Raw genomic sequence first — 14,279 nt, 5'->3', positions numbered from 1 at the left:
TACTCCCTTAGAATGAAATTGTCTACCTATCGCCAGGCACTCCAGCTTATCTATTTAACCACCTATATACGACATATTAATCTTCTTATATTTTTTCGATGAATTTGCTGTTCGTTCATCTGAATAGCGATCTGTTCGTTTTTGCCAAACGCCTTTAATAGCTTCTTCCAATTCCTCATTTGTTGCTTCGCTGCGAATTAGTGAACGTAAATCAAAACCTTCAGATGCAAATAAACAAGTATATAATTTGCCATCTGACGACAAACGAGCTCGTGTACAAGAGGAACAAAAAGATTCTGAAACGGATGTAATAAAACCAACTTGTGTGTCGGAATCATTATATCGGTAACGGGTTGCCACTTCACCAAAATAATCTTTTTTCACTTCATCTAATACAAATTCTTTCGAAAGTAAATCAATAATTTCCTTTTTCGTAATAACTTTTTTAAAACTCCAAGCATTATCGTTTCCGACATCCATAAATTCAATAAATCGCAGCTCTAATTGATGCTCCTTACAATATTTTGCCATCGGAACAATTTGATGCTCATTTAACCCCTTTTGAACGACCATATTTACTTTTACACGAAAACCTAATTGTTTTGCATATTCAATCCGCTCAAGTATGAGATCAGGGGAAATCCCTCGTCCATTAATTTGTCCGAACACTTTCGGGTCAAGAGCGTCAAGACTAATATTAATTCGCTTTAAACCTGCATTCAGCAGACGTTCCCCGTATTGTTTCAATAGCATACCATTCGTCGTTAACCCAATATCTTCAATGCCTTCTATAGTATAAAGTCGTTTTATTAAAAGGTCGATATCGCGACGCATTAGCGGTTCTCCGCCAGTTAATCGTATTTTTTTCACACCAAGTTTTGCAAAAATAGTAGCGAATCGTTCGATTTCTTCATATGATAATAATTCACTTTTAGGCATAAATGCGTAATCGTCCCCGAATATTTCCTTCGGCATACAATATGTGCAGCGAAAATTACAGCGATCGGTAACTGAAATCCTCAAATCACGCATCGGCCTATTCATTTGATCACGTATCGTTTGAATCATCATCACTTTCACTACTTTCTATTTTCATTTTAAATGGAATTAGCTTTTATTAATCGGTCTTGGTAGTACATCCAAATGACTAGAATTAAGCTTGCTAACGCTACTTCTGATAATAGCATAAAACCTATTGCATAGTGACCGGTTATTGAATGGATCGATGCTAGCATTAAAGGCGGGAAAAATCCACCAAGGCCGCCCATCATGGAAACGATCCCGTTTACAATTCCGGCTTGTTTATTAAAGTATAACGGTACGAGTTTAAATATGACACCATTTCCGATACCTGCTGAAATGGCAATTAATATACAACCGACAGTATACAAGCTCATGCTAGGTGAAAAGGCTAATATAATAGCAGCAAATGTATAAATGGAAAATACGCCCATTAATAAGAAAAGTGGTTTAAATTTATCTCCTAACCAGCCCCCAAGTGGTCGAATAAAGGTCGCAACTGCTATAAATCCAGCTGTTCTCATTCCTGCATCAACCTTTTGCAAATCAAATTCGGACACGAGGAAATTAGGTAAATACACTGTAAAGGCAACGAATGAGCCAAATGTAATAAAATAAAATAGAGAGAAGAACCAAAGTTTATAATTTTTATATACACCTTTGATTTGGTTTATAATCGGCTCTTTCACCTTTCGTTCATGGCGATCTCCGAAGAAGAAGTTTAATAAGGCAAAAAAGAGCAATAGGACTAAATATGACTTAATCGTTATGGACCAACCGAAATGAGTAGCAACAATCGGAGCAGCAAATGTTGAAATAGCCGTTCCTATATTCCCTACCCCATATACCCCATTGACTAATCCATGTTTTTCTTTTGGGAAATATTTCGGTAAAGAAGTTACCCCGACGGAAAAGACCGCCCCTCCAACACCAAGTAACAAACCTCCAATAACTAAGTCCCCATAAGAATTTGCTTCACTTAAATAATATACTGGGAATAATAAAACGACGAAGCTAAGTAAAAATACCATCCGCGCCCCTATAATATTAGCGTAATACCCAAGTGGAATACGCAAAACGGATCCTAAAACAACAGGGATCGCTGTTAATAATGCCAACTTTTCATGAGGTATTGCAATATCTTCACTTATAAACGGTAATAAAGAAGAAATAATAACCCAAACCATAAAACCAACGACTAAGTTTAATGTTTGCAGCGGTAGTTGTACTTTTTTTATCATGCTTCTCACCCTTCTTTTTCGAAATCAATGCTTTTATACATTTATTTTAAAGGTGAGTCAGCATGCGGGTAATAGGGAACATCCCTTAATAGCGAAGGGGATTCCCTATATTGTGAAGCTTTTATCAAAAACAAAAGTGCAAGCGCCTGTTCATTGACGTACCGGCTCATCTCCTGTGGGTCCGTCGATGTCGCCACGGGATGTGGCGGCTTTTAGTCGACGTTCCTTTTTCGGCCGTTGACTTATCGTAATGAAAAGGACAAGAAGATTGCTACACGATAGGCGCTGGAGCTAGACGAATACTAATTTCTTAGAAAGCTATCCACAAAGTTTCGAAATTAAAATTTCTTTATCCATAAAAAAAAACTATCATGATCTTTCGCTCTCAACCCAGGAATGAAAATGGGTTTCTCGCTCCATAATGTTGATACCGCAAACAGTGAGTATATAACGTGGTCTTTAATGGTGGCTTGACCCTGTATAAAAAACTGTTGGAATGAATTTGGTGTACAACCCATTGTTAGCTCTCTCTTGTTGAGAGATGACTACGAACAGAAAAATGTTTAATTTCAAATTCATTCCACTGTTTGTGGAATACATTTAGAAGGTGGAGTGAAATGGAAACATTGTACAAACGATGTGCAGGTCTGGATGTCCATTCGGAAACAATTGTGGCCTGCGTGATTCTTGGTGAATCAGAGAACGATACAGTTAAGTTGATTGAAACATTTCCTACTTTGACGAAAGATCTGTTTCGTCTACTTAAATGGCTAGAAGAAAAAGAAGTGACCCATATCGCAATGGAAAGTACCGGAGTGTACTGGAAACCTGTCTATAATATCCTAGAGGACTTCTTTGACATTACTTTGGCAAATGCTCAGCGCATTAAAAATGTTCCTGGCAGAAAAACGGATGTTTCGGATGCAGAGTGGATTGCCAAATTATTGAGGCATGGTTTGATTGAGAAAAGTTTCGTCCCTCCGGAAGACATTCGCAATTTGCGAGATTTAACCCGTTTGAGAAAGAAATGGATTGGACATATGACTTCTGAAAAGAATCGGATCCAAAAAGTATTGGAGACTTCAAACATCAAATTAGGGACAGTCATTTCCGATGTTTTCGGAGTTTCTGGCAGAAAATTGTTGGAACAACTAATGTCCAATGGCTATATAGATCAAGAAGATGTCGAACAAAAGATACATGGGAGTATGGCGCATAAAAAACAATTAATTACAGATTCCCTGTTTGGCACATTGAATGATCACCAACTGTTTCTTATCAAACAGTCATGGATGCACATTGTCTATCTGGAAGAATTAATTTCCGATATTGAAAAAAGGATCGATGGGATACTGATAAACTATAAAGAAGAAGTAGAACTTCTTATCACAATGCCGGGGATTAAGAAAGATACTGCAGCCGTGATCATCGCAGAAATTGGAGTTGATATGACACAATTTCCAACTTCCAAGCACCTTGCGTCATGGGCAGGATTGTCACCTGGAAATCACGAAAGCGCTGGAAAACGAAAGAGTACGCGAACCGTGAAAGGAAACCCGCATATTAAGTCGGCATTGTGTGAAGCCGCTTGGGCGGTATCTAGAAGTCGAAGTAAAATGTTATCAGTGAAATATTGGTCTTTATCTGCAAGAAGAGGAAAGAAAAAAGCACTCGTTGCCATTGGACATCGAATGCTTACCATTGTCTATCATATGCTTCAGAACAAAGAACCCTACCACGAGCCTACTGCAACTTAGCATTATAGACAATAAATAGAAAAGTTATACGAGAAACCGTAAATTATGGTAGCTCTACTTTCCTATTGTAAATTTCAGTTGTTAGTTAGTTTTGACAATTGATATAAATCTTAAACAAGAATTTATTTTCACAGAAAAAAGACTATCCTCAACTAGGAAAGTCCATTAAATGATTTTTGTCTTTAATTGTTCCGTTAACTTCTCCTGATCCACTGCTTTCATGACTCTTTCTGTCATAGGAAATAAAACACTTTCTTCTTTCACAAAATGCACCATTAGAACTTCATAAGCCTCTCCAGCATCTTTAACCACATTGGTCATATCCTCTAGTGTCATCTCTTCGATCCCATTTAAGGTATGGTGTAAAAAGTGACCGATATAACCATCAATTTCAGCGTGTTCTGCTTCTATCGTTACAATGGGGCCCTGTTCTTTTCCAATATATAAACCTAATAGTGGAAAAAAGAATTTTTCTTCTTTCTCACAATGGTTTTTCCATGGATCAATAAATTCTTTTATTAATTTCCTTAACACTTTGATTGCTGCTAAAGCTTCATCTTTTGTATACATTCTATTATCAAAGTTTAAGACAATCGAGTGCCATTCATTCATCAAATGCGTTAAATATACGTGCTCATTTTCTAAAATCCGCATAGAAACTTCTTTAAAACGAAATGTTTTCGAATCCATAGGCATCTCCCTTTAAAAATCCAATAATTTCTTTTTTAAAGCGTATTCAACTAATTCTGGGCGATTTTTTAAATGTAATTTCTCCATGATTTTTGCTTTATGAGCTTCTACCGTTTTTACAGAAACATATAGCATTTCTGCAATTTCTTTGTTTCCATACCCTTTTGCAACCAATGGTAAAATTTCAAGTTCTCTTTTAGTTAATAACTTATATGGATCGTTCTCCACAATATCTTGATCCCTTTTTATAAACTCACGAACTAAAGATGTCGCCATTGTTGGATGTATATATGTTCCACCATCAAACACTATGCGAATGGCTTTTAATAATTCTTCGTCGGGTGAATTTTTAAGTACGTACCCTGAAGCACCATTTTTTAACGAATGGAATAAATATTCTTCATCATCGTACATCGTGAGGATAATGATTTTCGTATTGGGATAATCCTCACTAATTTTCCCCACGGCAATTAAGCCACTTTCTCCTGGTGGCATACTTAAATCTAGCAGTAAAATATCAGGCTCGTATTTTGCCACTTGACGATGGGCTTCAATTCCGTCCGCTGCTGTCCCTACAACTTCCATATCTCCTTGCATATTAATAATCATTGAGAATCCACTTCGTACTACAGCATGGTCATCAGCAATTACGATTTTCAAATTTTCCCCTCCTTCCAGTATAATAGACTTCTGCATGACTGAATGAGTTTATATTCGAACGAAGAAAAACTCAAGCACGGAAAATGCTATTCACATCTCACTCGAAGGGATCCCTATGAGGTAAGGGCTCGAAATAACGACCAAGTTTAAGGACTCCTGAGCTTTTACTCGTAACTTCATTACTATAGTTCTGATAATGGAATCTTCAAACGAACGACAGTGCCTACCCCAACTTCAGAATTTATTGAGATTTCGGCATCAATTAACTCTGCTCTTTCCCGCATCCCATACAATCCAATTCCTGTTCCTTGGGATTCGTATGAATTAGGATCAAATCCAATTCCATCATCTTCTACAATTAATTCTAGATGGTTCTCTGTTTTAAACAATCTTACCGTTACTTCATCTACCTTTGCATATTTTAATGCATTAAAAACAGCTTCCTGACAAATTCGATACACGATTGTTTCTACTTCATTGTTAAAACGGGTGCCCCCCATTTCTGCAGTAAAATGTACAAGCAATCCATAATTTTTCTCTAACCATTTGAAATGTGTTCGAAATGCAGCTTCGAGGCCAAGATCATCTAATAAGGCAGGTCGTAATTCAACTGATAAATTACGCACTTCTTCTAATAAACGATTAATCGATGTTTCTGTTTGATAAATTTTATCCTTCACCTCCGCTGAAATATTCATATATTTCAATACGCGAAGTTCTACTAATGAACTTATTAATTCTTGAGCGATGCTATCATGTAATTCTCTAGATATTCGTTTGCGTTCCATTTCTTGTGCATTGATTGTTTTTTTCATTAGATTACTTTTATATAATGTATCTTTCACTTCTAGCTGTTTCGTTAAGTCTCTTAACATAAATACATGGGTTCTGGATTCTTTATCAATCATTTGAAAGCTCGCAATATACGGAACTACCCCTCTATCACGCGTTTCTAAATATACTTGAAATGAAGAAAAATCTTTTTGCTGGTTCATCATATAGCAGCCTTGGCATGTCATTTCCTCATGTTCATTCATATATCCACGGCAAGCTAAACACATACCGCCTTCCAACCCTGAAAGTAAACTGTTTTGCACTTTCGGATCTAAAATATCTTTAGCGGCGAGGTTCATATCAATAAGCTTATTTTCTCCATCAAAAAAGAGAATCGGTTCAGAACTATTTTCATAAAGTTTCAGTACAAGATCTTGTTTAGATGCATTTTTCATTATGAAATCACCTCTGAAGAATCACCTTGCCCATATTCTTTTAAAAATGAATGATAAATATCATCATAAACCTCTTGTGCTACTTGCTTATTTGCCCGAGTACCGAATAGAATAACCCCTTTTACATGTTCAGATTGATTTCCATAAATCGGAAATGCCGCCAAGTTCGTCAATTCCTCAGAAACAATAATTGGATAATTAAATAAGTCTTTTTTGGCAATATCTATTGAAACATCCTCTATATATAGTGCTTTACCTGATTTAAAAACTAATCCTGCAATTCCTCTACCTGAGCGCAAGACCACACGTTTATAACGGTTACTAATATTACCTGATGCGTATCGCCATTTTAGTACAAAGTCTAGTTGTTCAGACTGAACAAAAGCAACTGAAATAAAATCCAAAGCAAACTGCTCCCGTAATATTTCGATTAGTTTTTGATAATCCGGTTTTTCGTTCATAACGAGGTTTTCCTTTCTAGGACTTGATTATGAATAAAGAAGACGAAAAGTCTTCTTTATTTTAAAAGGTACGATTTTTTCTATATAAAATATAACTTCTTCCGACATAATTTAATGGTACACTCCAAACATGCACAAGTCGAGTAAATGGCCAAAATGCAAAGATTAAAAATCCGGATAATACGTGGAATTTAAACGATAATGGGACATTTTTCATTAATGCTGGATCAGGATGAAATGTTAATAAATCCCTGAACCATATGGAAATTGAACTTCTGTAATCAAAATCAGGCTGAACAGCATTAGTAACTATGGTTGCATACATACCTAAACAAATAATAAGTAATAGCAAGGAGTTTACGATTAAATCTGATAAAGAACTTAGATGCCTGACACTCTTTATCGTAAATCTGCGGGCTGTTAATATAATCATTCCTGCTAAGGTGGCGATGCCAAAAAATCCACCTATATAAACCGCACCTATATGATATAAATGATCATTTACTCCCATTGCTCGCATCCATTCCTTTGGGATCCCAAGACCTGAAACATGTCCTAAGATAACAGGAATAATCCCAATATGGAAGAGAAGACTGCCAATCATGAGCTGCTTTTTTTCAATAAATTCACTTGATTTTGCTGTCCAATGAAATTGATCGTTCCGATAACGAAAAATATGACCAACAATAAAGACAGCCATACAAATATACGGAAAGATAACCCACAAAAATTGATCTATCATTTTAAGGCGCCTCCTTCACAATGCAAAATTTAACTGTTTCCCGCAAACCTTTTATTAAAGGCGCATATGGACTTTGAAATTCGTCAAGCGCATTTAATAAATGAAATGTTCCATCTTCAAGAACTGCGAGTAAAATATTAAAGCTTTCTTCTGAACGAGGATCACCTAGCCAATCTGCTGCATAAATAAATTCACATATTAACGGGAGGTAGTCAGATAGTTCACTATTGGGCATTTCTAAACCATACATTTCGTATAGTACTTTTAAACGGGCTAACATTTGACCGCGTTCTTTACTATCTTCAAATTTCACAAATGTCATATACATCGTTGATTTTTTTTGAAAATCAAATGTTTCTACATATAATTCTTCTAGTTCCTCTAAGCTGTATTCATGAACCATTTCCCAGAATTTCAAAATATATTCGTAAGCCGGACTAGAAGGAGAAACGATTCCTTCTAGCATATTTGGGTGAAACGTTCTTTTTTCCGGATATGACAAGACTTGTGCTAAAAAGCCAAATAAAGGTTTATGGCTATGCAACAGGTTGAGATCAATCACGCCAGATCCCCCCATAAAAGTTTTCTTCATATAATTCTTTTCCGGATTTCTTAGGAACGACTTGTGGTCCACAGCCGTCACAACCATCCTCGAAGCCTGTTGAACCTTGGGCGCGATAAGGATCTGTATATCCTTCGCGATGGGAGGTTGGTACGACAAAACGATCCTCATATTTCGCAATCGCAAGAAGGCGATACATTTGCAATGTTTGGTTAGCGGTTAAACCAACACGTTCCAGTCTACTTTCATCGAACTCTTTTCCCGAAGAAATTGCTCGCATATAGGAACGCATCATCGCCATTCTCTGCAATGCCTCTTTTACTGTATTTGTGTCTCCAGCTGTCAATAAATTCGCTAAGTATTGAATCGGTGTCCGCATTTCTTCGATAGCAGGGAAAATCATATCAGGATTTTTAATTGAATCCTTCCCTTCAAAGTAGTTCATGATCGGACTTAGTGGCGGAACATACCATACCATCGGCAATGTACGATATTCAGGATGAAGCGGGAATGCTAAACGGTATTCAATCGCTAATTTATAAACGGGTGAATTTTGGGCCGCTTCAATCCATTCCACAGCAATCCCATCTTTTCGTGCTTGACGAATAATTTCTGGATCATGTGGATCTAAAAACAATCCGCATTGAGCTTCATATAAATCTTTTTCATCCGGGGTTGCAGCAACTTCCAACACGCGATCCGCATCATACAATAAAACGCCTAAATAACGAATACGTCCTGTACATGTTTCTGAACATACGGTTGGTAATCCAGCTTCAATTCGAGGATAACAAAACGTACATTTTTCCGCTTTATTTGTTTTCCAGTTAAAATATACTTTTTTGTAAGGACATCCCGTCATACAGTAGCGCCAGCCACGACATGCTTCTTGGTCGACTAACACAATTCCGTCTTCATCACGTTTGTACATCGCACCAGATGGACAGGATGCTACACAACTCGGATTTAAGCAATGTTCACAAAGCCTTGGCAAATACATCATGAAGGATTGTTCAAAGTTGAATTTTATCTCTTCTTCAATTTTTTCAATGTTTGGATCCATTGGTCCAGTAATATGCGCTCCAGCCAGGTCATCTTCCCAGTTCGGACCCCAATCCAGATTCATATACTCTCCTGTAATTACAGATTTAGGGCGAGCAACAGGAGTATTTTTTTTCTCCGGTGAATTGGTCAGTACTTCATAATCATATGTCCAAGGTTCATAGTAATCTTTCATTTCTGGCATATCAGGATTATAAAAAATTTTACCTAAAGCTACTTTTGATAGTTTATTACCTGAACGTAATTCAAGTTTTCCATTACGTAATTGCCAGCCGCCTTTATAAAGTTCTTGGTCCTCCCACCGTTTTGGATAACCAATCCCTGGTTTTGTTTCCACATTATTAAACCACATATATTCTGCACCTGGACGATTTGTCCAAGTGCTCTTGCATGTAACACTACACGTATGGCAGCCAATACATTTATCTAGGTTCATAACCATGGCAATTTGTGCTTTAATCTTCAAGCCAGTTCACCTCTTTCATTTTACGTACAGCCACATATTCATCGCGTTGATTTCCAATTGGACCATAATAGTTAAAGCCGTAGCTTAATTGCGCATATCCGCCGATCATTTGGGTTGGTTTCATATGGATGCGTGTAGGCGCATTATGGCTTCCTCCACGTTGATCTGTAATTTCCGAACCAGGAACATTGATGTGTTTATCCTGCGCATGATACATGAACATTGTCCCCTGAGGCATTCTATGACTGACAACAGCCCTAGCCGTTACGACACCATTACGGTTATATACTTCTAACCAATCATTATCATTAATGCCATGGGCATCAGCATCTACATTACTAATCCAAACAGTTGGACCACCGCGGAAAAGTGTCAGCATGTGCAAATTATCTTGATAGGTGCTATGAATATTCCATTTTCCATGCGGGGTTAGATAACGTAAAATTAAATCATCTTTCTGGCCCACAATTCGTTTATCTTTGTTTCCAAATACCATTGGCGGAAGAGTTGGTTTATAAACAGGCAATGCTTCTCCGAACTGTAGAAAAACCTCATGATCGATATAAAAATGTTGACGGCCAGTCAATGTTCGGAACGGCACTAATCTTTCAATATTCGTCGTAAAGGGAGAATATCTTTTTCCTTGTTTATTAGAACCACTAAATACGGGTGTAGGAATGACCTCTCTTGGTTGTGCCGTTATACTCGCAAATGTAATCTTCTCTGCTGCACGGTCTTGAGAAATGTCTACTAATGGAACACCTGTATCTTTTTCAAGTGACTCGTATGCCTTTTGCGATACTCGGCCATTCGTTGCGGAAGATAAATGTAGTACCGCATTAATGGCATCTTTTGCTGTATGAAGTTTAGGGAAGCCATTTTTTATCGATTTATCGATATGAACTCCATTCATTTTTTTCAAATCTTCATATTCTTCGGCAACAGGGAAGTTAACTCCATGTGCCCCTACCTTGCCTTCGCTGAGGAGCGGTCCTAATGTGATAAATTTATTGTAAATTTGTGTATAATCGCGATTCACGATAGTAAAATTCGGCATCGTTTTTCCTAGTTCAGGTGAAATTTCACCTTTCTTCCAATCTTTCACATGTCCAAATGGTTGAGAAATTTCCCCTTTAGAATCATGAGCTAATGGTGCTGTTAGAAGATCTTTATATATACCAGGCATTTCTGTTTCTGCCATTTTGGAGAATACTTTTGCAAGCTCACGGTAAATATCCCAATCAGAGCGTGATTCCCAAAGTGGATCGACAGCAGGATTAAAAGGATGTACAAATGGATGCATATCCGTTGATGAAATATCATGTTTTTCATACCATGTTGCAGCTGGCAGCACGATATCCGCGTACATCGGCGTTGCCGTCATCCTAAAGTCTAAAGCGACGAGTAAATCTAATTTCCCTTTTACTTCATCACGCCATTTAATTTCTTCAGGTTTTTCATCCTCATTTGGAGTGGCGAGCAATCCGTCGCTTGCTCCAAGCAAATGTTTCATAAAATATTCTTGTCCTTTTGCGGAACTGGAAATTAAGTTTGAGCGCCAAACGAATAACGTTCGCGGGAAATTTTCAGGCGCATCTGGATCTTCAACTGCAAAATCTACTTTTCCTGATACAACTTGATCGTATGCTTCTTTAACAATCTCTTCATCAGACGTTTTACCTTTTGTCGCTGCATCTTCAGCAAACAATAAGCTATTTTTATTAAACTGTGGATATGATGGCAACCATCCAAGCCTTGCAGCCAATACATTGTAGTCAGCTGGATGATTATATCTTAAGCTCGAGCCAGTTGGTGATTTTAACGATTCTGTACCGGATTCTTCGTATTTCCATTGATCTGTTGCAAAGTAAAAAAACGATGTTGCATTTTGTTGACGGGCTCCTTTCTGCCAGTCTTTAGCAAATGCAACTGAACTCCAGCCTTCAATTGGACGAACCTTCTCCTGTCCAACATAATGGGCCCATCCTCCACCATTTACGCCTTGAGAAGCAGTTAAAATGACTAAGTTCAAAATCGAACGATAAATCGTATCACTATTGAACCAGTGATTGATCCCTGCACCCATAATAATCATCGAGCGGCCTTCTGTATCAATGGCATTTTGCGCAAATTCTCTTGCCACTTGCGTAACAACCGAAGCTTTTACACCTGTTACTTTTTCCTGCCATGCTGGTGTATAAAAAGATTCCTCGTCATCATATCCCTTTGCAGCAAATTTGCTGTTTGGACGCCGAATCCCATATTGGCTTAACATTAGATCATAAACGGTTGCAACGAAACATGTTGCCCCATTAGCTAGAGTGATTTCTTTTACGGGAATATCGCGCTTAAATGTCCCGTTTTCTTGATTTTTAAAATATGGAAATACAATTTCTTTCCAATTAGAATTGGATTTTTCAATAGTCAGTGCTGGCAGAACTTTTGACCCGTCTTCATTTTCAAGAATAAGATTCCATTTTTTATCTTCTTCCCAACGTTGACCCATAGTTCCATTTGGTACGATGATTTGCTCCGATTTTTCATCAAAAATAACAGGCTTCCACTCGGCATTCTCTGAAACTTCACCTAAATCACTGGCACGTAAAAAGCGGCCAGCTTTATATACATCTTCATGCTCATCTAACATGATTAAAAATGGTAGATCCGTAAATTGTTTCGCATAATCGATAAACATTGGTTCTTGGCGTTTAAGATAAAACTCATCTAAAATAACGTGAGTCATCGCTTGAGCAATAGCAGCATCTGTACCTGGATGTGGTGCTAGCCAATTATCAGCAAATTTAACGCTTTCTGCATGGTCAGGGGCAACAGATACTACTTTCGTGCCTTTGTATCGGACTTCAGTCATAAAATGAGCATCTGGAGTACGAGTTAAAGGTACGTTGGATCCCCACATAATTAAATAACCGGCATTGTACCAATCTGATGATTCTGGTACATCTGTTTGTTCTCCCCAGATTTGCGGAGATGCAGGTGGTAAATCTGCATACCAGTCATAGAAACTTAACATTTCCCCTCCTAAGAGTGAGATGAAGCGTGACCCTGATGCGTAGCTTAGCATTGACATAGCAGGAATTGGGGTAAACCCTGCAATTCGATCCGGACCATATTTGCGAATGGTGTAAATGAGCTGGGCAGAAATTAATTCCAACGCATCCTCCCACGACACACGAACATGGCCCCCTTTTCCACGTGCTTCTTTATAAGAGTTTGCTTTTTCTTTGTCTTCCACAATACCTGCCCATGCATCTACTGCGCTTTTGTGTTGATATAATGCTGTTTTCCATAGACGCCATAGTCGCCCACGCATATATGGATACTTCACGCGTAAAGGACTATATTCGTACCATGAAAAAGAAGCTCCACGCGGGCAACCACGGGGTTCAAATTCTGGCATATCAGGACCACAAGAAGGGTAATCAATTTGTTGATTTTCCCAAGTAATGATTCCGTTTTTAACAAATACCTTCCAGCTGCAAGAGCCAGTACAGTTAACCCCATGAGTCGTACGAACGACTTTATCGTGGGACCAGCGCTGACGATACATATTCTCCCAATCCCTACTCTTTTCTTCTAGTAAAGACCAGTTGCCTGAGTATCTTTCAGTTGGCTTAAAAAACCTCAATCCGAATTTACCTTTCATGAGTACCTCTCACTCCTTATCTATATGGACAACGTAAATATTCCGTGATACTTACTAATAAGTATGGTAGATTGTAAGTTTTCCTCCCATTAGGGATATACCTATAGTTAAGGTAGGAATCCCTATATACGGCAAAAAAATAAAGCTATCAACAGAAAGGCCACTGAAAAAGCGCTACAATGCAAGGATCTATTCATACTGTTGATTTCCGCTCCAGGCAGACGCTTTCTTACCTGTAGTCAAGTATTTTTCCTAACTTATTTTGTTGGGAAATGAAATTTAAGAACGAATAATTATCAATAGGCTGTTTGCGCAAACTTTGTTGCTTTTAACTAAGTAATGCGGAAGCTTGATTTCCGCTACAGTTGCTCGCTTTCCGCGGGGCGGGCGGTGAGCCGCTTCAATCGCTACGCTCCTTGCAGAGTCTCACCTGTCTCGCACATCTCGCGTCGGACAGAAAGTCCTAGAGTCGCCGCCCTCCACTCCAATCAACCGTGTCTGCTAAAAATTAATATTCAAGCTTAATAGAGATAAAAAGAAAAAGGTATAATACCCTAAATTGGGAATTATACCTTCGAATTCAATAAAGATGCAGGAATGTATGTTTGTAAAGCAGGACATATGGCGATAAGGAAGGCTAGAAGAGGACTCCAATAATTTCTCCACTTAATCATTTGCTAGTTAAGTATATTAAACGTATGTAATACTAATTCTTGTATTCTTTT

General features: G+C 38.0%; 11 protein-coding genes. 1 reads left to right on the top strand and 10 read right to left on the bottom strand.

Features of this window, described 5'->3' with window-relative positions:
* Positions 1–54: 54 nt before the first annotated feature.
* Complete coding sequence (moaA, locus tag KHA96_RS00655) at positions 55–1,071, bottom strand: GTP 3',8-cyclase MoaA (protein WP_213127374.1); 1,017 nt, start codon at positions 1,069–1,071, stop codon at positions 55–57.
* Positions 1,072–1,097: 26 nt separating this feature from the next.
* On the bottom strand, positions 1,098–2,261 hold the full coding sequence (locus KHA96_RS00650; protein ID WP_213127373.1) for a nitrate/nitrite transporter: 1,164 nt from the start codon (positions 2,259–2,261) through the stop codon (positions 1,098–1,100).
* Between the two features lie 617 nt (positions 2,262–2,878).
* Between KHA96_RS00650 and KHA96_RS00645 the strand changes: the two genes are divergently transcribed.
* The gene (locus tag KHA96_RS00645; RefSeq protein ID WP_213127372.1) at positions 2,879–4,018 is read left to right on the top strand and encodes an IS110 family RNA-guided transposase; all 1,140 of its coding nucleotides are present in this window, start codon (positions 2,879–2,881) and stop codon (positions 4,016–4,018) included.
* Positions 4,019–4,183: 165 nt separating this feature from the next.
* Here KHA96_RS00645 and KHA96_RS00640 read toward each other — a convergent pair whose 3' ends face one another.
* From KHA96_RS00640 to KHA96_RS00605, 8 genes are all read right to left on the bottom strand, one after another.
* Positions 4,184–4,708 (bottom strand): hemerythrin domain-containing protein, encoded by a 525-nt coding sequence (locus tag KHA96_RS00640; RefSeq protein WP_213127371.1) that lies wholly within the window; start codon positions 4,706–4,708, stop codon positions 4,184–4,186.
* A gap of 12 nt (positions 4,709–4,720) precedes the next feature.
* Positions 4,721–5,368 (bottom strand): response regulator, encoded by a 648-nt coding sequence (locus tag KHA96_RS00635; protein WP_213127370.1) that lies wholly within the window; start codon positions 5,366–5,368, stop codon positions 4,721–4,723.
* Between the two features lie 182 nt (positions 5,369–5,550).
* Positions 5,551–6,597: a sensor histidine kinase gene (locus tag KHA96_RS00630; protein ID WP_213127369.1), complete on the bottom strand. Its 1,047-nt coding sequence runs from the start codon at positions 6,595–6,597 to the stop codon at positions 5,551–5,553.
* Entirely contained in the window at positions 6,597–7,058 is a 462-nt protein-coding gene (locus KHA96_RS00625; RefSeq protein WP_213127368.1) for a GAF domain-containing protein, read from the bottom strand. Before KHA96_RS00625 ends, KHA96_RS00630 begins: the two co-directional genes overlap by 1 nt.
* Before the next feature lie 61 nt (positions 7,059–7,119).
* Entirely contained in the window at positions 7,120–7,800 is a 681-nt protein-coding gene (gene narI, locus KHA96_RS00620) for a respiratory nitrate reductase subunit gamma (RefSeq protein WP_213127367.1), read from the bottom strand.
* Position 7,801: 1 nt separating this feature from the next.
* Positions 7,802–8,362 carry a nitrate reductase molybdenum cofactor assembly chaperone gene (narJ, locus tag KHA96_RS00615; RefSeq protein ID WP_213127366.1) on the bottom strand — a complete coding sequence of 187 codons (561 nt, stop codon included), beginning with the start codon at positions 8,360–8,362 and terminating at the stop codon, positions 7,802–7,804.
* Positions 8,355–9,890, bottom strand: coding sequence for a nitrate reductase subunit beta (narH, locus tag KHA96_RS00610; RefSeq protein WP_213127365.1), 1,536 nt, complete (start codon positions 9,888–9,890; stop codon positions 8,355–8,357). Before narH ends, narJ begins: the two co-directional genes overlap by 8 nt.
* A complete protein-coding gene (locus tag KHA96_RS00605) occupies positions 9,880–13,554 on the bottom strand; it encodes a nitrate reductase subunit alpha (RefSeq protein WP_213127364.1) in 3,675 nt (1,224 codons plus the stop codon). The genes narH and KHA96_RS00605 overlap by 11 nt, the downstream gene beginning before the upstream one ends.
* Positions 13,555–14,279: the final 725 nt, after the last annotated feature.

The organism is Bacillus sp. FJAT-49711, from assembly GCF_018343715.1.
GTDB lineage: Bacteria > Bacillota > Bacilli > Bacillales > Bacillaceae_C > Lederbergia.
Note: the sequence above shows the minus strand (reverse complement) of the source record. Positions and strands in the feature narration are given on the sequence as shown.